This is a genomic window from Microbacterium sp. USHLN272, from assembly GCF_037149655.1.
Taxonomy (GTDB): Bacteria; Actinomycetota; Actinomycetes; order Actinomycetales; family Microbacteriaceae; genus Microbacterium; species Microbacterium galbinum.
The window spans coordinates 48,414-67,725 of the sequence record NZ_JBBCRA010000002.1 but is presented as its reverse complement, the minus strand read 5'-3'; the positions used below and the strand labels follow the sequence as shown (position 1 = coordinate 67,725).

At 69.6% G+C, this 19,312-nt stretch carries 18 protein-coding genes and 1 tRNA gene; 11 read left to right on the top strand and 8 right to left on the bottom strand.

Translation table 11 applies throughout. The features are described 5' to 3' along the window. Positions 1 to 29: 29 nt before the first annotated feature. The 4 genes from WFJ97_RS13650 to WFJ97_RS13635 form a co-directional block, all read right to left on the bottom strand. Entirely contained in the window at positions 30 to 251 is a 222-nt protein-coding gene (locus WFJ97_RS13650) for an acyl-CoA carboxylase subunit epsilon (RefSeq protein WP_247624806.1), read from the bottom strand. Continuing rightward, positions 248 to 1,837: an acyl-CoA carboxylase subunit beta gene (locus WFJ97_RS13645; RefSeq protein ID WP_372491583.1), complete on the bottom strand. Its 1,590-nt coding sequence runs from the start codon at positions 1,835 to 1,837 to the stop codon at positions 248 to 250. The genes WFJ97_RS13650 and WFJ97_RS13645 overlap by 4 nt, the downstream gene beginning before the upstream one ends. A gap of 90 nt (positions 1,838 to 1,927) precedes the next feature. Beyond that, positions 1,928 to 2,920, bottom strand: a complete 993-nt coding sequence (locus WFJ97_RS13640; RefSeq protein WP_336641918.1) for a hypothetical protein — start codon at positions 2,918 to 2,920, stop codon at positions 1,928 to 1,930. Between the two features lie 96 nt (positions 2,921 to 3,016). Further along, entirely contained in the window at positions 3,017 to 3,709 is a 693-nt protein-coding gene (locus WFJ97_RS13635; protein ID WP_336641917.1) for a phosphocholine cytidylyltransferase family protein, read from the bottom strand. Between the two features lie 240 nt (positions 3,710 to 3,949). Between WFJ97_RS13635 and WFJ97_RS13630 the strand changes: the two genes are divergently transcribed. The 3 genes from WFJ97_RS13630 to WFJ97_RS13620 are packed head-to-tail and all read left to right on the top strand — an operon-like array spanning position 3,950 to position 7,567. Continuing rightward, entirely contained in the window at positions 3,950 to 5,725 is a 1,776-nt protein-coding gene (locus tag WFJ97_RS13630; protein WP_336641916.1) for an ABC transporter ATP-binding protein, read from the top strand. Beyond that, positions 5,701 to 7,260 carry a hypothetical protein gene (locus WFJ97_RS13625; RefSeq protein WP_336641915.1) on the top strand — a complete coding sequence of 520 codons (1,560 nt, stop codon included), beginning with the start codon at positions 5,701 to 5,703 and terminating at the stop codon, positions 7,258 to 7,260. The genes WFJ97_RS13630 and WFJ97_RS13625 overlap by 25 nt, the downstream gene beginning before the upstream one ends. Before the next feature lie 40 nt (positions 7,261 to 7,300). Next, a complete protein-coding gene (locus WFJ97_RS13620) occupies positions 7,301 to 7,567 on the top strand; it encodes a DUF3039 domain-containing protein (protein ID WP_247624800.1) in 267 nt (88 codons plus the stop codon). Positions 7,568 to 7,583: 16 nt separating this feature from the next. On the opposite strand, the gene WFJ97_RS13615 is transcribed toward WFJ97_RS13620, so the two are convergent. Continuing rightward, positions 7,584 to 8,909, bottom strand: a complete 1,326-nt coding sequence (locus tag WFJ97_RS13615; protein ID WP_247624799.1) for a nicotinate phosphoribosyltransferase — start codon at positions 8,907 to 8,909, stop codon at positions 7,584 to 7,586. A 62-nt stretch (positions 8,910 to 8,971) separates the two neighbouring features. Between WFJ97_RS13615 and murI the strand changes: the two genes are divergently transcribed. The 4 genes from murI to WFJ97_RS13595 all read left to right on the top strand — a co-directional run bounded on the left by murI (position 8,972) and on the right by WFJ97_RS13595 (position 12,196). Next, a complete protein-coding gene (gene murI / locus WFJ97_RS13610; RefSeq protein WP_247624798.1) occupies positions 8,972 to 9,808 on the top strand; it encodes a glutamate racemase in 837 nt (278 codons plus the stop codon). Positions 9,809 to 9,841: 33 nt separating this feature from the next. After that, the gene (rph, locus tag WFJ97_RS13605) at positions 9,842 to 10,579 is read left to right on the top strand and encodes a ribonuclease PH (protein ID WP_336641914.1); all 738 of its coding nucleotides are present in this window, start codon (positions 9,842 to 9,844) and stop codon (positions 10,577 to 10,579) included. A gap of 2 nt (positions 10,580 to 10,581) precedes the next feature. Continuing rightward, positions 10,582 to 11,175 carry an RdgB/HAM1 family non-canonical purine NTP pyrophosphatase gene (gene rdgB, locus WFJ97_RS13600; protein WP_247624796.1) on the top strand — a complete coding sequence of 198 codons (594 nt, stop codon included), beginning with the start codon at positions 10,582 to 10,584 and terminating at the stop codon, positions 11,173 to 11,175. A gap of 100 nt (positions 11,176 to 11,275) precedes the next feature. Next, on the top strand, positions 11,276 to 12,196 hold the full coding sequence (locus tag WFJ97_RS13595; protein ID WP_336641913.1) for a cation diffusion facilitator family transporter: 921 nt from the start codon (positions 11,276 to 11,278) through the stop codon (positions 12,194 to 12,196). Positions 12,197 to 12,199: 3 nt separating this feature from the next. Here WFJ97_RS13595 and ligD read toward each other — a convergent pair whose 3' ends face one another. Further along, positions 12,200 to 14,164: a non-homologous end-joining DNA ligase gene (gene ligD / locus WFJ97_RS13590; RefSeq protein ID WP_336641912.1), complete on the bottom strand. Its 1,965-nt coding sequence runs from the start codon at positions 14,162 to 14,164 to the stop codon at positions 12,200 to 12,202. A 57-nt stretch (positions 14,165 to 14,221) separates the two neighbouring features. Here ligD and ku point away from each other — a divergent pair, with 57 nt between their 5' ends. Then, positions 14,222 to 15,127: a non-homologous end joining protein Ku gene (gene ku, locus WFJ97_RS13585; protein WP_336641911.1), complete on the top strand. Its 906-nt coding sequence runs from the start codon at positions 14,222 to 14,224 to the stop codon at positions 15,125 to 15,127. A gap of 28 nt (positions 15,128 to 15,155) precedes the next feature. Here the strand turns inward: ku and WFJ97_RS13580 are convergent, their stop codons facing one another. After that, positions 15,156 to 15,929, bottom strand: a complete 774-nt coding sequence (locus tag WFJ97_RS13580) for a DedA family protein (protein ID WP_247624792.1) — start codon at positions 15,927 to 15,929, stop codon at positions 15,156 to 15,158. A 66-nt stretch (positions 15,930 to 15,995) separates the two neighbouring features. Then, a tRNA-Leu gene (locus WFJ97_RS13575) sits at positions 15,996 to 16,077 on the bottom strand. 267 nt (positions 16,078 to 16,344) lie between these two features. Between WFJ97_RS13575 and WFJ97_RS13570 the strand changes: the two genes are divergently transcribed. Genes WFJ97_RS13570 through WFJ97_RS13560 form a run of 3 tightly spaced genes read left to right on the top strand, consistent with a single transcriptional unit; the run spans position 16,345 to position 19,306 of the window. Further along, positions 16,345 to 17,517, top strand: a complete 1,173-nt coding sequence (locus WFJ97_RS13570; RefSeq protein ID WP_336641910.1) for a CpaF family protein — start codon at positions 16,345 to 16,347, stop codon at positions 17,515 to 17,517. Further along, a complete protein-coding gene (locus WFJ97_RS13565) occupies positions 17,514 to 18,371 on the top strand; it encodes a type II secretion system F family protein (protein WP_247634348.1) in 858 nt (285 codons plus the stop codon). The genes WFJ97_RS13570 and WFJ97_RS13565 overlap by 4 nt, the downstream gene beginning before the upstream one ends. Beyond that, positions 18,368 to 19,306 (top strand): type II secretion system F family protein, encoded by a 939-nt coding sequence (locus WFJ97_RS13560; protein ID WP_336641909.1) that lies wholly within the window; start codon positions 18,368 to 18,370, stop codon positions 19,304 to 19,306. The genes WFJ97_RS13565 and WFJ97_RS13560 overlap by 4 nt, the downstream gene beginning before the upstream one ends. Positions 19,307 to 19,312: the final 6 nt, after the last annotated feature.

Sequence of the window (19,312 nt, the reverse complement as noted above, 5' to 3'; positions counted from 1 at the left end):
TCCACGGTTCCGGGAGAGCCCGGCGGTGCTCAGCGGGCGAAGCGTCCCCAGGGGATGTCCCTGCGCAGCGGCTTGCGCAGGGAGCGCTGCGTGCGCGTCCACGCCGAGACGACCGGCTCCTCGGCGACGGCATCCGATTCCTCGGCCGCGTAGGCATCGCTGACCACCGCGATGAGCGCGGCCAGTTCTTCCTCGGTCGCCGTGCCGCGGGTGATCTCGAGCGCCGGGCGCTCGTCCCTCTCGTCGATCACAGCGGGATGTTCCCGTGCTTCTTCGGCGGCAGTTCGGCGCGCTTGCCGCGCAGGGCGCGGAGTGCCTTGGCGATCGAGACGCGCGTGTTCGCGGGTTCGATGATGCCGTCGAGTTCGCCGCGCTCGGCGGCGAGGAACGGTGAGGCGACGTTGTAGGTGTACTCGTTCGCGAGGCGGGTGCGCACGGCGGCGACGTCTTCGCCGGCTTCCTCGGCCTTCTTGATCTCACCCCGGTAGAGGATGTTCACGGCGCCCTGGCCGCCCATGACGGCGATCTCGGCGGTCGGCCACGCGAGGTTGACGTCGGCGCCGAGCTGCTTCGAGCCCATCACGATGTAGGCGCCGCCGTAGGCCTTGCGCAGGATGACGGTGACCAGCGGCACGGTGGCCTCGGCGTACGCGTAGAGCAGCTTGGCTCCGCGTCGGATCACTCCGGTCCACTCCTGGTCGGTTCCCGGCAGGTAGCCCGGAACGTCGACGAGCGTCACGATCGGGATCGAGAACGCATCGCAGAAGCGGACGAAGCGGCTCGCCTTCTCGCCGGCCTCGATATTCAGCGTTCCCGCCATCTGCGAGGGCTGGTTGGCGATGATGCCGACCGAGCGGCCCTCGATGCGGCCGAAGCCGATGACGATGTTCGGCGCGAAGAGCGGCTGAACCTCGAGGAAGTCGCCCTCGTCGACGACGTGCTCGATCACCGTGTGGATGTCGTACGGCTGGTTGGCCGAGTCCGGGATGATCGTGTTCAGCGTGCGGTCGGCATCCGTCGTCTCGAACTCGAAGACACCCTCGTACGAGGGGAGTTCTGCCATGTTGTTGTCCGGCAGGAAGCTGAGCAGAGTGCGCGCGTAGTCGAGAGCGTCATCCTCGTCCTCCGCGAGGTAGTGAGCGACACCGGAGCGGGTGTTGTGCGTGTACGCACCGCCCAGCTCCTCCATGCCGACGTCTTCGCCCGTGACCGTCTTGATGACGTCGGGGCCGGTGACGAACATCTGGCTCGTCTTGTCGACCATGATCACGAAGTCGGTGAGGGCGGGGGAGTACACCGCGCCGCCGGCCGCCGGGCCCATGATGATCGAGATCTGCGGGATGACACCGGAGGCGCGGGTGTTCAGGCGGAAGATCTCGCCGTACTTGCCGAGCGCGACGACACCCTCCTGGATGCGCGCCCCTCCCGAGTCGAGGATGCCGATGCAGGGCATGCCGCCGGCCAGTGCGAACTCCATGACCTTGATGATCTTCTCGCCGGCGACCTCGCCGAGCGAGCCGCCGAACGTCGAGAAGTCCTGCGAGTAGACCGCGACCGTGCGCCCGTTGATCGTGCCGACACCGGTGACGACCGAGTCACCGTAGGGCCGGGAGCGATCCATGCCGAACGCGGTCGTGCGGTGGCGCACGTACTCGTCGAACTCGACGAAGCTCCCGGGATCGACGAGCAGCTCGATGCGCTCGCGGGCGGTCATCTTGCCCTTGGCGTGCTGCTTCTCCTTCGCCTTCGCTTCTGCGTCGACGACGGCTTCGGTGTAGCGAGCGCGCAGATCCGCGATCTTGCCGGCGGTGGTAAAGAGGTCGGGCTTGTCCGTCACGGATTCCACACTATCGTCGCCGCGGCTCGGCCTGTTGGATGCTCGCCACAACGGGTGGCGTGATCCTTTGGTGAGGTGCTCTCTGTCCGATCAGCGCAGCGGACCGTCGGCGCCCGGATTCTCGGGGAGTTCGTGGTCGCCGCGCGGGGCGGAATCGGACTCCAGCTCTCCGCTCGCGCCGCGTCCGCGACGGGTGGTCAGTTCCCCGACCTTGCGACCCGCCCAGCCCACCCCGCGGACCGCCGTGCCGGCCGCGCCCGCGACCGCTGAACCCGCGTAGCGCGCGCCGCGGAGCACGCGGAGTTCGACCTTCTCGGCGCCGGCAACGGGCTCGAGCTCGGGCGGGAGGTCGAGGGGAGCGGCGCCGAACGCGCGGTGCGAGGTCGTCAGCACGCGTCGGCCGAGGATGTGGTTGCCCGCGCCGCCGATCGCCGCGCCCACTCCGAACGGCAGCGCCTTGCCCAGGAAGGAGGCGCCGCCGCGCGCGGCGAACTGCTTCACGAACATGCTCTTGAGCTGATCGACGAGCGGTCCGACGGCGGCGCGGGGGAGGGATTTCGTCACGAGCTCGCCCCAGTAGGCGTTGCGGGTACCGCCGCGGCCGGCGACCTGACCGGCGAGCTGCCCGACCAGGTCGACGCCCTCCTTGCCGAGCATCAGGGTCATCACCAGCGCCCGGGCGCGATCGGGGTTGGCGACCGCGATGCCGTGCACCTCGGCGACCGACTGCGCGAACAGGGCGGTCGACTCGACGAAGCCGACCGTCTCGACGCCGGAGAGCGCGAGCGTCACGCCGGTGCCGATCCCCGGTACCACGGCTGTGGCCCCGACCGCTGCCCCACCGGTGGTGACGGCGGCGAGGTAGCGACGTTCGAGGATCCGCACGATCTCGGCGGGTGACGCATGGGGATTGCGCAGACGGATGCTGCGGATGTGCGCGAGCACGAGCGGGCGCTGGATCGAGAGCACGCGATCGAGGCCACGGACGACGAACGGATGCTCGGGCGATCCCGTCGGAGGGATGCCCTTGTCCCACGGGGCGTCGTCCGGGAGGGAGTGGATCTTGTGCACCTTCGGGGCCATGCCACGATCCTAGGAACCCCGCCCGCGAAAACGCCGGGAGCCGCACCCCTGAGGGTGCGGCTCCCGGCGTTTTTGCTGGAGGCTCTCGACAGCGACTCAGACGAAGAGGTTCGCCCGCTCGAGGTCTTCGGCGAAGTCGACCTCGACCGCGTACAGGTCGGAGACGTCCATCGGCTCGAGCAGCAGGCCGTCCTCGGCGATCGTGAGCTCGAGGCCGCGCTCGAAGTAGTCCTGGTCGTCGACGCGCTGCAGCTGGCGCATGAACGCCTTCTTCTGCGCCGAGGAGATGTAGTTGATACCCACGGCCTCGCCGAGGCCGCCGGCGACGGTCTTCGACAGCTCCTTGATGAAGCCCTCGGCCGTGACCGTGTACTTCACCTCTTCGTCGCTGACCTTGGAGGTGTTGACCGTGACGAACGACTGATCGCGCTCGATGAACGAGGCCGCGCGGCCGAGGATCATCGGATCGAAGACGACGTCGCCGTTCATCCACAGCACGCCGCCGCGTCCGGTCGCGCCGAGGGCGCGCAGGAGGCTCTTCGACGTGTTGGTCTCGTCGTAGCGCTCGTTGTGCACGTAGTTGGCGGAGGGGAAGGCCTCGATGATGGTCTCGGCGCGGTAGCCGACCACGGTGGTGATGCGCGCGTCGGTGCCGAACGCAGCGCGGATGTTGTCATGCTGCTGGCGCATGATCGTGCGGCCGTCGCCGAGTTCGGTGAGCGGCTTGGGCAGCGAACGGCCCAGGCGCGAGCCCATGCCGGCTGCGAGGATGACGGTCTGAAGAGTCACGAGTGCTCCTTTGGAAGGTGTGTTCATGGCCGGTTAACCAGCCGGACACTTCGTCGTGCCGCGTTCATGCTAGCGATGGACCCTGGGAAACACCGGGTCTCACGGCGCCCGTTGCCGTTTCGTGACCCAGTCCACACCGTATACCCAGGGTCGACGTCGGGGAAGGCGCCCGGGTGATTGTCAGGGTGAATGTTGCGACCGACCCCGGGGAAGTCGGCTCGCGTTGATACCGTAGAACCCGTGACTGCTTCCCCCGACGCCCGCCCCGAAAAGGCGGAAGACCCCACGACCGAATCGAAGGCGACCCCGGAGAAGCGGACGGCGACGTCGAAGCGAGCATCCGCGTCCTCCGCGGCGGCGAAGAAGGCTTCCGCGCCCCGCACGCCCGCCGCGAAAAAGGCTTCCGCAGCCCGCACGCCCGCGAAGCGCCCGAGCACGGCGAAGGCCGCGGCGGAGAAGGCCGCTGCGGGCACCGACATCGTCATCGAGCCCGTCTCGGCGGCGGGCCCGATCGAGAAGAAGGTTCCCGCGCGGCCGGCTGCAGGAGCGCGTGCCACGACGACGCGTACACCCGCGAAGTCCGCTGCGGCGAAAACGGCCGCAGCCAAGTCGGCCGCGGCGAAGAAGACGACCGCCGCGAGCACGACCGCTGCGGCGAAGACCACGGCAGCGAAGACAGCGGCCGCGAAATCGGCTGCAGCGAAGTCGACGGCGGCGAAGTCGACGGCGGCGAAGACCGCTGCGGCCAAGACCGCGGCGACGAAGGCTCAGGCGGCGAAGTCGACGGCACGCACCGCCGCATCACGCGCCGCTTCCACTCGCACGACCGCGGCGAAGACTGCCGCCGCGAAGACCGCTGCGGCGAAGGCGGCCGCGGCTCAGGCCGCAGAGGTCGCCGAGCCGAAGCCGCAGGCTCCCGTCACGATCGAGTCGACCCGGATCGACCCGCCTGAGGCAGTGGTCGAGGTCGACGGGACGGCCGGTGCCGGAGCGACTGTCGGCGTCGACGAGGTGCTCGTCGAGGCGGAGACCGCGGAGGCGGATGTCGTCGAGCCCGAGGTCGTCAAGGCGGAGGTTGTCGAGCCTGAGGTCGTCGAGCCTGAGGTCGTCGAGGCCGAGATCGCTGAGGCCGAGATCGCTGAGGCCGAGATCGCTGAGACGGAGACCACCGAAGCCGGGCCCGAGGTCGAGGCCACGGACGTCCGGTCCGAGGCATCCGCCGTCGCCGCGAAATCTGCCACCCCCGCTGCGTCAGACGTCGAGGCTCTGCACATCCGCGGGCTCGTCAAGCATTTCGGCGACAATCGCGCCGTGCACGGCATAGACCTGTCGGTGCCGGCGGGCTCCTTCTACGGCATCGTCGGACCCAACGGGGCCGGAAAGACGACGACGCTGTCGATCATCGCGGGGCTGCTGCGCGCCGACGCCGGGAGCGTCGTGATCTGCGGCATCGACCAGGCGACGAACTCCCAGGCGGCGAAGCGGGTGATGGGCGTCCTCCCCGATCGCCTGCGCACGTTCGACCGTCTGACCGGCCGTCAGCTCCTCTACTATTACGGGCTCCTGCGCGGCCTGGCCTCCGACGTGATCGAGAAGCGCGTCGCCGATCTCGCGCGCGCGTTCGATCTGGGGGATGCGCTCGGTCGCGTCGTCTCGGACTACTCGGCGGGTATGACCAAGAAGGTCATGCTCGCGGGGGCGATGATCCACTCGCCGCGCGTGCTCGTGCTCGACGAGCCGTTCGAATCGGTCGACCCCGTCTCCTCGGCGGTGATCCTCGACATCCTGCGGGCGTACGTCGCGCACGGCGGCACCGTCATCCTGTCGAGCCACGGGATGGATCTCGTGGAGCGGGTGTGCTCGCGCGTCGCGATCATCGTCGACGGCGAAGTGCTCGCCGAGGGGACGATCGACGAGGTGCGGGCGGGCCAGACGCTCGAAGCGCGCTTCGTCGAGCTCTCCGGCGGTATCGGAGAGGTGGAGGGGCTCGAGTGGCTGCACACGTTCTCCGACTGAGGCTCGCCCTTCTGCTCGGATCGCTGCGCGGCGAGCGCCGGACGCGGTCGATCCTGTCCTTCCTCGTCGTCGTGGCGATCACGGTCGTCGTCTGCACCTCGGTGCTCAGCCTCTCCGGCGCACCGCTCGGGGTCGCCCGCACGGTCACCGTCCTCGGCGGCGCCGCGATCCTCCTCGGCTTCCTCATCGGCCCGATCCTCGTGGGAGCCGTGGACCAGCTCGATCCTCGCCGCTTCGCCGTCTTCGGCGTCGACGAGCGTCAGATGCCGTGGATCCTCGTCGTCGCGTCGCTGATCAGCGTCCCGAGCCTGGCTCTCCTGGCCGTGTACCTCAGCGTCGGCATCGTGGCGGTGCAGCTCGGCGTCGCGTGGCCGCTCGCGGTCGGGATGACGGTGGTGGGCATCGTCAGCACCATCCTGGTCGCGCGCATCGGCATGGCGGTCAATGCGCTGCTGCTGCCCGAACGGCGCTCGCGCGAGCTGACGGCACTGTTCGTGCTCGCGCTGCTCGTCGTCGCGTTCCCTGTCGCCGTGTTCCTCGCGTCGTTCCGGTGGGACGGGGAGGTGCCGGCATCCCTGATCTCGCTGACGGGCGTGATCTCCCTCACCCCGCTCGGAGCGGCGCCCGGCGCGCTCTTCCAGGCGCCCGAGAGCTCGACGACGTGGCTCATCGGCCTCATCGCCGTCGTGACCCTCGCGGGGCTCTGGGTGGTGTGGGAATGGCTGGTCCGCCGCCTGCTCACGACGACCGAGCGGCCCGTGGCCGCGCGCGAACGCACCGGTCTCGGGTGGTTCGCCCTCCTGCCGTCGACGGCCTTCGGAGCCATCGCCTCGCGCAGCCTCGTGTACTGGCTGCGCGACCGCCGCTACATCGTCAACGTGATCGTCGTCCCGGTCGCGGGCGTCCTCACGGTGCTCCCGCTCCTGGTCGCCGGGGTACCGCTCGAGATCGCCGCCCTCGTGCCGGTCCCCGTGATGGCGCTCTTCTTCGGATGGCTGCCGCACAACGACGTCGCCTACGACTCGACGGCCCTGTGGACGCACGTCGCCAGCGGCGTGCGCGGGCTGCCCGATCGACTCGGGCGCCTGGTCCCCGTTCTCCTGGTGTCGATTCCGGTCCTGGCGATCGCCGTTCCGCTCACGCTCCTCGTCATCGACGACTGGCATCTGCTGCTGCCGCTGATCGGCCTCGGATCCAGCCTGCTGCTCTCGGCCCTCGGTCTGTCGAGCATCGTGTCGGTCGTCGCGCCGTACGCGGTGTCACGTCCGGGCGACAGTCCGTTCCAGCAACCGCAGCGTCCGACGTCGCGCGGCGCCTACGGGCCGGCCGTCGCGTTCCTCGGGGCGATCCTCGTCAGCGGTCCGGTCATCTGGCTCTTCGCCTCGAACCTCCTTTCGGGGGAGCAGCAGGCGATGGCGACGTTCTGGGCCGGCCTCGGCACCGGCGTCGGTGTCTTCGTCATCGGAGCGGTCGTCGGCGGCCTCATCTTCGAACGCAGCGGGGAACGCCTCATGGAGTTCGTCGAGACCGCGTGACGCCGCCCCGCGCACGCGTGGACGCGGCTAGACTCACGGGATGAGTACTCCGCTGGACAGCCCCGATCAGGGCGGCGTGGCAACGCTTGATCGCGAACTGGAAGAGCTCCTCCGAGAGGAGAATCTCGAGCCGGGTGACCACGAGCGTTTCTCGCATTACGTGAAGAAGGACAAGATCCTCGAGTCGGCGATCACCGGCAAGCCGGTCCGCGCACTCTGTGGCAAGAAGTGGACGCCGGGGCGCGACCCCGAGAAGTTCCCGATCTGCCCGACGTGCAAGGAGATCTACGAGTCGATGACGCGCTGACCGCGCGGACGCGGTCTCACTCCACGTCGATGTAGACGGTGGGGATGGCCGGGTCGGACTTGCTCAGCGCGAGCGCGCGCACCGGCAGTTCCTCGCGGACGCGGAGGTGATGCTCGCGGGCGGATGCCGTTCCCGCGGCGCCCTCGTGCGCGGAGTCGATCTCGCCGTTGTCGATGAACGTCACCTGGAGCGGGCGCCCGCCGACGGAGGATGCCGGCCCGTCCAGCTTCTCGAAGCCGTCGGCGACGAGAACCTCCTCCGCGGTGGCGACGCCGTCCTCGAGGCGACGGAAGGCGGCCTTGCGGCCGCCGTGCGACGCCTTGTCCGCGGAAGCCTTGGCGACGCCGATCCACGAACCCGTGGCATCCTGTCGGGCGACGAGCTTGTAGACCATGCTGGCCGTCGGATATCCCGATCCCGTGACCACCGACGTACCGACGCCGTAGGCGTCGACGGGCGACGCGGCGAGGGCCGCGATGGCGTACTCGTCGAGGTCGCTCGTGACCGTGATGCGGGTCTCGGTCGCCCCGAGGGCGTCGAGCTGCTCGCGCACGGCGGCCGCCACGGTGGGCAGGTCTCCGGAGTCGATGCGCACGCCGCCGAGACCTGTGCCGGCGACGCGGATCGCCGTCTCCACGCCCGTCGGGATGTCGTAGGTGTCGACGAGCAGCGTGGTGTCGGTTCCGAGGCTCTCGATCTGCGACCGGAAGGCCTCTTCCTCGCTGTCGTGGAGCAGGGTCCAGGAGTGCGCGGCGGTGCCCATCGTCGGGATGCCCCACGTGCGCCCGGCCTCGAGATTGCTCGTCGACCGGAACCCGGCGATGTAGGCGGCACGGGCGGCCGCGACGGCCGACCGCTCGGCGGCGCGTCGCGATCCCATCTCCGCGAGGGGGCGCTCGCCCGCCGCGATGCTCATGCGCGAGGCGGCCGTGGCGACGGCCGAGTCGTGGTTGAGCACGCTCAGCGCCAGCGTCTCGAGGACGACCGCATCGGCGAAGCTGCCCTCGACGGTGAGGATGGGGGAGCCGGGGAAGTACAGCTCGCCCTCGCGGTATCCGCGAATGGATCCGGTGAACCGGTAGTCCTCGAGGTAGCGCAGGGATGCCGCATCGACCACGTCGTTGTCGCGGAGGAAACGAAGCTCGTCGTCACCGAAGCGGAAGTCGCGCACCAGGCTGAGCAGGCGCCCGGTGCCGGCGACGACCCCGAACCGGCGCCCGCCCGAGAGGCGGCGTGAGAAGAGCTCGAACACGCTCGGGCGCGATGCGGTCCCGTCGCGCAGCGATGCGGCGAGCATCGTGAGTTCGTAGCGGTCGGTGAGCAGCGCCGTCGACGAGGTCATGCGCTCAGTTTAGTGAGCGCGGCTCACCTGCGGCCGTGTCGTCGCGACTAGGCTGGGGAGTCATGAACGACGCGCCGATCGGTATCTTCGACTCCGGTGTCGGCGGGCTCACGGTGGCGCGGGCCATCCGCGCCCAGCTGCCCCGCGAGTCGTTCGTCTACATCGGCGACACCGCCCACTCGCCCTACGGGCCGAAGCCCATCGCCGATGTGCGCCGCTACTCGCTCGAGGTGCTCGACACACTCGTCGACCAGGGCGTGAAGATGCTCGTGATCGCCTGCAACACGGCATCCTCGGCCATGCTCCGCGACGCGCGCGAGCGCTACGACGTGCCGGTGGTCGAGGTCATCGGACCCGCCGTTCGGCGGGCCGTCTCGACGACGCGCAACGGACGCATCGGCGTGATCGGCACGGTCGGCACGATCGGTTCGCGCGCTTATCAGGACATGCTCGAGGTCAACGAGCGGCTGCAGGTGTTCACCGCGGCCTGCCCGCGCTTCGTCGAGTTCGTCGAGGCGGGCATCACCGGCACCCCGGAGGTGCTCGCCGTCGCCGAGGAGTACCTCGCGCCGCTGCGCGAAGCCGAGGTCGACACGCTCGTGCTCGGCTGCACCCACTACCCGTTCCTGCGCGGCGCCATCAGCTACGTGATGGGCGAGGGCGTCACGCTCGTGTCGAGCGATGACGAGACGGCCGGCGACGTCTACCGTCAGCTCGTCCGCGGCGATCTGCTCGCCCCGCCCGACGCGACCGCGCGGTACGTGTACGAGGCCACGGGCGACTCCGCCTCGGACTTCACCGCGCTCGCGAACCGCCTGATGGGTCGCGAGGTGCGCGACGTGCAGCTCGTCCAGACCGGCGTCATCCCCCTTCCCGACTCCCTCTCCGAGCCGCGCTGAGCGGTACCCCTCTCCCCGAAACGAAGGAAGCCCATGTCTGACATCGTGCGTGCCGATGGCCGCTCCACCGACCAGCTCCGCGAGGTCACGATCGAGCGCGGATGGAGCTCTCAGGCCGAGGGCTCCGCGCTGATCAGCTTCGGCGGGACGAAGGTGCTGTGCACGGCATCCTTCACGAACGGCGTTCCGCGCTGGCTCACCGGCAAGGGCAAGGGGTGGGTGACCGCCGAGTACGCCATGCTCCCTCGCGCCACGAACAGCCGCAACGACCGCGAGAGTGTGAAGGGCCGCATCGGCGGGCGCACCCACGAGATCTCCCGCCTGATCGGGCGCGCGCTGCGTGCGGTCGTCGACACCAAGGCGCTCGGCGAGAACACGATCGTGATCGACTGCGACGTGCTGCTGGCCGACGGCGGCACGCGCACTGCGGCGATCACGGGCGCGTACGTCGCCCTCGCCGACGCGATCGAGTGGGGCCGTGAGAAGAAGTTCATCGGTCGCAATTCCACCCCGCTGCTCGACTCGGTCGCCGCGGTGTCGGTCGGCATCATCGACGGAGAGCCCATGCTCGATCTGGCATACGTCGAAGACGTGCGCGCGGAGACCGACATGAACGTCGTCGTCACCGGCCGCGGACTGTTCGTCGAGGTGCAGGGCACCGCCGAGGGTGCGCCCTTCGACAAGCGCGAACTCGACGCGCTGCTGCAGCTCGGAGTCGACGGCTGCGCGACCCTCACCGAGCGGCAGATCGCCGCGCTGGCGGCCGAGTGACGATGAAGGTCGTCCTGGCCACGCACAATCCGCACAAGGTCGCCGAGTTCCAGCAGATCGTCGCCCGGGTGCGCCCCGACCTCGAAGTCGTCGGCTACGACGGACCCGAACCGGTCGAGGACGGAGTGACCTTCGCCGACAACGCGCTGATCAAGGCTCGAGCCGCTGCCGCGCACACCGGCCTTCCGGCGCTCGCCGACGATTCGGGAATCTGCGTCGACGTGCTCGGCGGCTCGCCGGGCGTGTTCTCCGCCTACTGGGCGGGACAGAAGAAGGATGCCGTCGCCAACCTCGAGCTGCTGCTCGATCAGCTGCGCGACATCGCCGACCCGCATCGCGCCGCGCACTTCACCTCGACGATCGCGCTCGTCTCACCCGACGGTGCCGAGAAGGTCGTCACCGGTATCTGGCCCGGGCGGCTCGCGCACGCCGCCTCCGGCGGGGGCGGGTTCGGGTACGACCCCATCTTCATCCCCGACGGTCAGCCGGCGGGGGAGGAGCGCTCGGTCGGGGACTTCACCGACGAGGAGAAGCAGGCGCAGTCCCATCGCGCCCGCGCGTTCGAGGAGTTGGCGCCGCTGCTCGCCGACCTCTGAGCCACCGTCCGGCGCAGCGCGTGATGAGACTGGTTCTCGTTACCCTTCCCGACTAGCGAAATCGCGGCTGAACGGCTGATTCCGCGCTTAGCCTGGAGGCATGCACGATCACGCTCCCGCTGCCGGCGGCATCCGCTCGGCCGGTCACCGGCGTCTTCTGACGATCTCGCTGTGCCTCACCGCGACGATCATGGTGGTGCAGGTGGTCGGCGCTCTGCTGACCGGTTCGTTGGCGCTCCTGGCCGATGCCGCGCACATGTTCACGGACGCCTCGGCACTCGTGATCGCGCTCATCGCCGCGGCGGTGGCCGCACGCCCCGCCGACGACCGTCGCACGTTCGGATATCAGCGGGCCGAGGTCTTCGGCGCGCTGATCAACGCGATCATCCTGATCCTGCTCGCGGGGTGGGTGGGGTTCGAGGCCGTCGGCCGCCTGATCGACCCGGGCGAGATCGAGGTGGCGGGTCCGCTGATGCTCGCTGTCGCGGTGGTCGGTCTGCTGGCGAACGCGGTCTCGATGTGGTTGCTCAGCCGCGCGCAGCGCACCAGCATCAACGTGCGCGGGGCGTACCTCGAGGTGATGGGAGACCTGATCGGCTCGGCGGCCGTGATCGTCGCGGCGATCGTGATCGTGGCGACGGGCTGGATGCCGGCCGATGCCATCGCCTCGATGTTCATCGCGATCCTCATCATCCCGCGGGCGATCTCTCTGCTGCGGGAGGTCTTCTCGGTGCTCTCCGAGTCGGCACCGAAAGGGATGGCGGTGGCCGACATCCGCTCGCACCTGCTCGGCTACGACGGTGTGGTCGGGGTGCACGACGTGCACGTCTGGCAACTGACCCGTGGCGCGCCGGTGTTCAGCGCGCACGTGCTCGTCGACCCGGCGATCCTCGCCGACGGACGATCGACCAGGCTCCTCTCGGAGATGCAGGGATGCCTCGCCGAGCACTTCGACGTCGAGCACTCGACGTTCCAGATCGAACCGGCGGAGCAGTCGGACTGCGAGCCGCACCACGCCTGAGGGTCAGCTCTCGCGTACGACCTCATCGGGCGATTTGTCGGGGCGCAGTCCGCGCCAGCGCGCGTGCCGCAGCACCCCGTCCGGCGTCCAGTTCGCGAATTCCACCTCGCCGACCACTTCCGGGCGCACCCAGAGCGCGTCGGAGGCGTCGGGCGCGGGAACCCCGTCGAGGGGTGCGGTCTTCGTGCGCAGCGGCTCGAGCAGGTCGAGCAGATCGCGCAGGATGCGCTCGGTGAACCCGGTTCCGACCCGGCCGACGTAGCGCAGGGGTGAGCCGGGGGAGTCGTGCACCGCGAGCAGGAGGGAACCGAGCGTGCGCTCGCGATCGCCCTTGCCCGGACGGATGCCGACGATGACCGTCTCCTGCATTCGAGTGTGCTTGAGCTTGAGCCAGGAGGGCGAGCGCGTGCCGGGGCGGTAACGCGAGTCTCGGTCCTTGACGACGACGCCTTCGAGACCGAAGTCGTCGCTCGCGACGAGAGCGTCATCGACGTCGTCGAACACGGGCGGCACCTGCACCGGCGCGTCGAGATCGGCGATCAGGTCATCGAGGAGCGTGCGCCGCTGGTGCAGGGGGAGGCCGGTGAGATCGTGGCCGTCGAGGCGCAGCAGGTCGAAGAGCATGTACACGATGGGCGTGCGCACGACCTCTCGTTCGATCTCGCGCGCGCGGGTGAGGTGCATGCGGTTCTGCAGCCGCGAGAAGCTCGGGCGGCCGTCGTGGTCGAAGGCGACGATCTCTCCGTCGACGACCGCGTCCGCCGCCGGCAGGAACGGGGCGCCGTCGCTCGTGAGCTCCGGGTAGCGCGCGGTGATATCGGTGCCTCGGCGGGCGTGCAGACGCATCCGTCCGTTCGACCAGGTGCCCATCGCGCGGATGCCGTCCCATTTCACTTCGGCCCAGGCGGGATCGCTCAGGCGGCGCGCGAGTGCGGGGGTGCCGTGCTCGGCGAGCATCGGCTCGAAAGTCGGGAGCGTCGCCTCCGGATCGAGCGCGACGGGAGAGGCGCCGCGGCTGCTCGGCCGGTGTCGCTCCGCCTTCGACTGGGCGGCCGGCGGGGAACTCGGGGCCGGGGCATCCGCCGGGTGCAGCGCCGCCATCGGGTCGATGCTGGCTGCCGCGCGCTCCAGCACCTCGTCGAGGTCGAGCTGTGCGAGATCGGGGTCGTCGAGCTCGTCCCAGGTGCGGGGAGCCGCCACCCATGGCCGGGCGCGGCCGCGCAGCGAGTACGGCGAGATCGTCGTCTTCTTGCCGTTGTTCTGACTCCAGTCGAGGAACACTCGGCCGCTCCGCACGGCCTTCGACATGGTGGCGGTCGCGAGGTCGGGGTGCTCGTTCTCGATGACGCGGGCGAGTTCCTTCACGACCATCGAGATCTCGGCGCTCGTCTGCTCGCCGGGGAGCGCCGCGTACAGGTGGATGCCCTTGCTGCCGCTGGTCACCGGCACCGGATCGAGCCCCATCCCGGTCAGGATGCCGCGGGCGAGACGGGCGACGGCCGCGCACTGCGCGAGTCCCACGCCGGGGCCCGGGTCGAGGTCGAGCACCAGGCGGTCGGGTCGCCCGGGCAGTCCGTCGGATCCGAACCGCCACTGCGGTACGTGCAGCTCGATCGCCGCGACCTGAGCCAGCCACACCAGGGTCGGCACCTCGTCGACCAGCGGATAGTCCTTCGGACCGTCGGAGTGCACGATCGCCTGGCGGGGAATCCACTCGGGTGCCCCGCGTTCGAGCTGCTTCGCGAAGAAGGCATCGGCCGGGGCATCCGCCGTCCCCACACCCTCGACCCAGCGCTTGCGGGTCACGGGGCGACCGGCGAGCAGGGGCAGCAGCTGCGGCGCGATGGCCGAGTAATAGGCGAAGATCTCGCCCTTCGTCGTACCGGTTTCGGGATACACGACCTTGTCGAGGTTGGTCACGCGCAGGCGGCGTCCTTCGACCTGCACGATCCGACCGTCGACGACCATGGAGCCAGCGTAGTCAAGGGCTGGTCTCGGCCGGTGCCGCTGGTGTTCACTGGGGTCATGAGAACGATCTGGAAGGGCGCGGTCACGTTCGGGCTCGTCAACGTGCCGGTGAAGGTCTACTCCGCCACCGAGGACCACGATGTTCCGCTGCACCAGGTGCACGACAAGGACGGGGGACGCATCCGCTACCAGCGCACGTGCGAGGTCTGCGGCGAGACCGTGGCCTACTCCGACATCGATCGCGCCTACGTCGACGAGGGGCACACCGTCGTGCTCACCAAGGACGATCTTGCCGCTCTCCCGTCCGAGAAGAGCCGCGAGATCGATGTCGTGGAGTTCGTGCCCAGCGACCAGGTCGATCTGCTCACCCTCGACAAGCCGTACTACCTCGAGCCGGATTCGAAATCCCCCAAGGCTTACGTGCTGCTGCGCAAGACGCTCGAGCAGAGCGAGCGCACCGCGATCGTGCGCTTCACGCTCCGGCAGAAGACCCGTCTCGCCGCGCTGCGGGTGCGCGGGGACGTGCTCGTGCTGCAGACGCTGCTCTGGGCCGATGAGGTGCGCGAGGTCGACTTCCCTTCGCTGCACGAGGATGTGTCGATCTCGAAGAAGGAACTCGAACTGTCGGCATCGCTGGTCGAGAGCTACTCGAGCGACTTCGACCCCGAGGAGTTCGTCGACGAGTACCAGAAGGAGCTGCGCACGCTCATCGACGCCAAGATCGATGCGGGCGAGGGCTTCGACGTCGCCGACACCTTCGGCGAGGCGGAGGGAGCGGAGAAGGGCGGCGAGGTCATCGATCTCATGGAGGCCCTGCGCGCCAGCGTCGCGAAGTCGAAGGAACAGCGGGCGAAGGGCTCCGCGGAGAGGTCCGGTGGCAACGGGAAGGATGCCGACGCCGAGAAGTCGGCCGCGAAGAAGCCCGCCGCGAAGAAGGCGGCGGCGAAGAAGAAAGCGGGCTGACGGCCGCGCCCGCTTTCAGCCCGCGTCGTCAGTGCTTGCCGTCGCCGTCCAGGTCGGGCGCGCGGTCGAAGACCTCGGGATCGAGCGTGAGGGCCTCTGCCTCGGCCGCGTCGGTGACGACGTCGTGGCCGGCCTCGGCTTCCTTCTTGGCCTTGTAGCGCTCGCGGAGGTAGTGCCACAGCGTGACCAGAGCAGTGCCGCCGACGGCGGCGAGCAGGATCAGGTCGATGTAGCTCTCGACGAAGTCCGCCACGGGCGGGATGAACCCGATGGCGTAGCCGAACATCGTGAGACCGAAGCCCCAGAGGATGGCACCGATGAGGTTGTAGAGCGTGTACTTGCGCCACGGCATGTGTCCGACGCCCGCGGCGACCGGGGCGAACGTGCGCACGATCGGCACGAACCGGGCGAGGATCACGGTGATGCCGCCGAAGCGCTCGAAGAACGCGTTCGTGCGCTCGACGTTCTTCTTGCTGAAGAGTCCCGATTCCTTGCGCTCGAAGACGGCCGGACCGCCCTTGTGGCCGATCACGTAGCCGACCTCGCCGCCGACGAACGCCGAGAGACCGATCAACAGCGCCACGAACCACACGTTGATGCCGAAGACGCCGTGCTCGGAACCCGCGATCGGGTGCGACAGCAGGCCCGCGATCACGAGCAGCGTGTCACCCGGGAGCAGGAAGCCGACCAGCAGTCCGGTCTCGGCGAAGACGATGAAGCACACCACGAGGAGAGCCCACGGGCCCGCCGTGCCGATGATCGTGGCCGGGTCGAGCCAGGGGATGAGCGCGGCGTGATGCATGGGTGTCCCGTCGTGGTGCGATGGTGCGGCGGTCGAGCAGCCGAACGCGCGAATGCGCTCGTCCTGTGCGGAAGGTGGGACTTGAACCCACACGCCCTGGGGCACAGGAACCTAAATCCTGCGTGTCTGCCAATTCCACCACTCCCGCGCGGTGCTCACAGTCTACCGAGCGGAGGCCTCCGCTTTCCCGGGAGAATCCGGTACAAGGAGAGGGCGGGGATCGCTCGATCCGTCGGGTGACTCGACCGTCCGATCGACGGCCGCGTGATCATCCCCGCGGCGATCCGGGCACCGGGGGCTCCGAGGGGTCGGAGGCCACGTCTTCAGTGCAGGACGAGGGCCGTTCCGAGGTCGTTCCGTCTTCGCTGTGGATAACTTCCGCGCCGTTCTCGCGATTCTTGCGAGGATGCTCGGCGTGAATCCTCCCTCTCTCGCCGTGGCCGATCGTGTGCGCCTTCGTCTGCGCAGCGACGGCACCGACCCCTCGATCGATCCTGATGCCGTCCGTCGGATCACCGAGGCCGAGGTCCGCAGGCACAACGACCTGGCACTCGCCCGAGGGCAGGAGCTCATCGACGACGAGGCGCGCTCGGTCCGCGATGTGCTCGCGGCGGTCAGCGGGTACGGGGCGTTGCAGCCCTTGCTCGACGATCCGGGCATCGAGGAGATCTGGGTGAACGGGGGAGACCAGGTGCACATCGCGCGGGGCGGAGTGGCCGAGCGCGTCGATCTACGCCTCGGCGAGACGGTCGTGCGCGACCTCGTCGAGCGGATGCTGCAATCCACCGGTCGCCGCGTCGACATCAGCCAGCCGTTCGTCGACGCCTCGCTGCCCGACGGCTCCCGTCTGCACGTCGCGATCGCCGATGTGGTGCGCGGCGGGTGGGCGGTCAACATCCGAAAGTTCCTGCCCGGGCATCGGACTCTCGATGCGCTCGCCGCGCAGGGGGCGCTCCCCGTCGATCTCGCGCGATTCCTCGGCGATGAGATGCGTGCGGGGCGGAGTGTGATCGTCTCCGGGGCGACGCATGCGGGCAAGACCACGATGCTCGGCGCCCTCCTGGCCGCCTGCGCCGACCTGCAGCGCATCGTCACGGTCGAGGAGACCTTCGAGCTCTCGGTCGACGGACCCGATCTCGTCGCGCTGCAGGGGCGCCAGGCGAGTCTGGAGGGCTCCGGTGAGATCACCCTCCGCAGGCTCGTGAAGGAAGCCCTCCGCATGCGTCCCGATCGGCTGGTCGTCGGAGAGGTGCGCGATGCCGAGGCGCTCGACCTGGTGCTGGCGCTCAACACCGGGGTGCCGGGAGCGGCGACCGTGCACGCGAACTCCGCCGACGATGCGCTCGACAAGCTCACGATGCTGCCTCTCCTGGCCGGGCGGAACATCGACCGCTCCTTCATCGTGCCGGCGCTCGCCGCGTCCGTCGATCTCGTCGTGCACTGCGTGCGCGATCCGGAGGGCGGACGACGGGTACGCGAAGTCATCGCCCCGACCGGCGAGATCGCCGACGGACGGATCGCCACCCGCGTCATCTACTCGGACCCCGGGCGCGGCACCGCTCTGCGTACCCCGCGGCGCGACTCGTGACGCTGTTCCTCGGCGCCCTCCTGGCCGCAGGAGCGCTGCTGTGCCTTTCGCCGTGGCTGTGGCCGCCGGGCGCGCCGAAGAGCACGACGCCCCGTCGGGGGCATCTCGCTCGGCTCGTCGCGGAGGCGGGGATCGGCGCGCTGACGCCGCGAGCGGTGCTCACGGGCATGATCGCGGCGGCGCTCGCCGCGGCGGCTGCCGCCTGGCTCATCTCCGGTCTTCCGGTTCTGGCGCTCCTCGCCGGGCTCGCAGCGGGCTCGGCGCCGATCGGGTACCTGCGGGGGCGTCGACTGCGTCTGCGCCGTCTTCGCCGCCAGCTCTGGCCGGACGTATGCGATCTGCTCATTGCGTCGATCCGCGTCGGTCTGTCCCTCCCCGATGCGGTCGGAGCGCTGGAGGACTCCGCGCCGGCGATGCTGCGACCGGCGTTCGCGGTGTTCGCGCACGATGTGCGGGCGACGGGGCGGTTCGAGACGAGCCTCGATCGCCTCAAGGACACGCTCGCCGACCCCATCGGGGACCGCATCATCGAGACCCTGCGCATGGCCCGGCAGGTGGGTGGCACCGAGCTGACGGGCGTGCTCCGCGCGCTCGCCGCCTCTGTCCGTGCCGATGCCGCTCTCCGCGGCGAGGTCGAGGCGCGCCAGTCATGGATCCGCGGGGCCGCCGTGCTCGGCGCGGTGGCGCCATGGGTGATCCTCGGCCTGCTGGTGATGCGGCCCGAGGGCGCCGAGGCCTACGGCACGCCCGAAGGTGTGCTGGTGATCTGTCTCGGAGCCGCCGTGTCGACCGTCGCCTTCCGGGTGATGGTGCGGATCGGACGCCTGCCCGAGCCTCGTCGGTGGTTCGGATGAGCACCGGGTCGTCGATCGCGATCGCCGCACTGCTGGGTGGGATGTTCGGACTCGGCATTCTGGGCATCCTCTCGGTCGTGCCGCGCTGGGGTGCCGCATCCCTGGCCGTGCGGATCGCTCCGTACGTGCGCGACGTCGTGGACGATGCCGACCTTCCACTCTCGGCGCTCCCGTCGATCGCCCTGCTCCCCGCGGGGAGGCGCTCACCCTGGCAGCATCTCCTCGTTCTCTTCGAGAGGGTGCTCGGCGGGGGAGAAGCGCTCGCTCGTCGCATCGCGCAGTCGGGCGCGAGTGTCACTCCCTCGGGATTCCGGGCTCGCCAGCTCGGATGGATCGTCGGGGGGATCGCCGGCGGTGCGCTGGTGATCGTCGTCCTCGTGCTCACCGGCCGCATGACCGCACCCGTTGCCGTCCTTCCGCTCCTCTGCGGAGGGGCTGCCGGAGCCCTCTACGACATGCAACTGTCCACTCGGGTCAAGGCGCGACGCACCCGCCTGACCGACGAGCTTCCGACGACGCTCGAGTTCCTGGCCCTCTGCCTGTCCGCCGGCGAGGGGTTCCTCGACGCTCTGCGGCGGGTGTCATCGGTCGGATCCGGCGAGCTCACCGGCGAGTTCCGGCAGGTCGTCCTCGCGGTCGGCACCGGGTCGCCGCTGGCGGAGGCGCTGAGCGAGACCGCCGCACGACTCCAGCTGCCGGGCCTCTCACGCGCGATCGATCAGGTGATCGCCGCGCTCGAGCACGGCGCACCCCTCGCCGCCGTCCTGCAGGCGCAGGCGGGCGACGCCCGCGAGGACGCCAAGCGGATCCTCATCGAGCAGGCCGGGCGAAAGGAGATCCTCATGCTCCTGCCGCTCGTCTTCCTGATCCTGCCCCTGTCGGTCTTCTTCGCGATCTACCCAGGACTCTTCATCCTCCGACTCGGCATCGGCTGAGCTCCC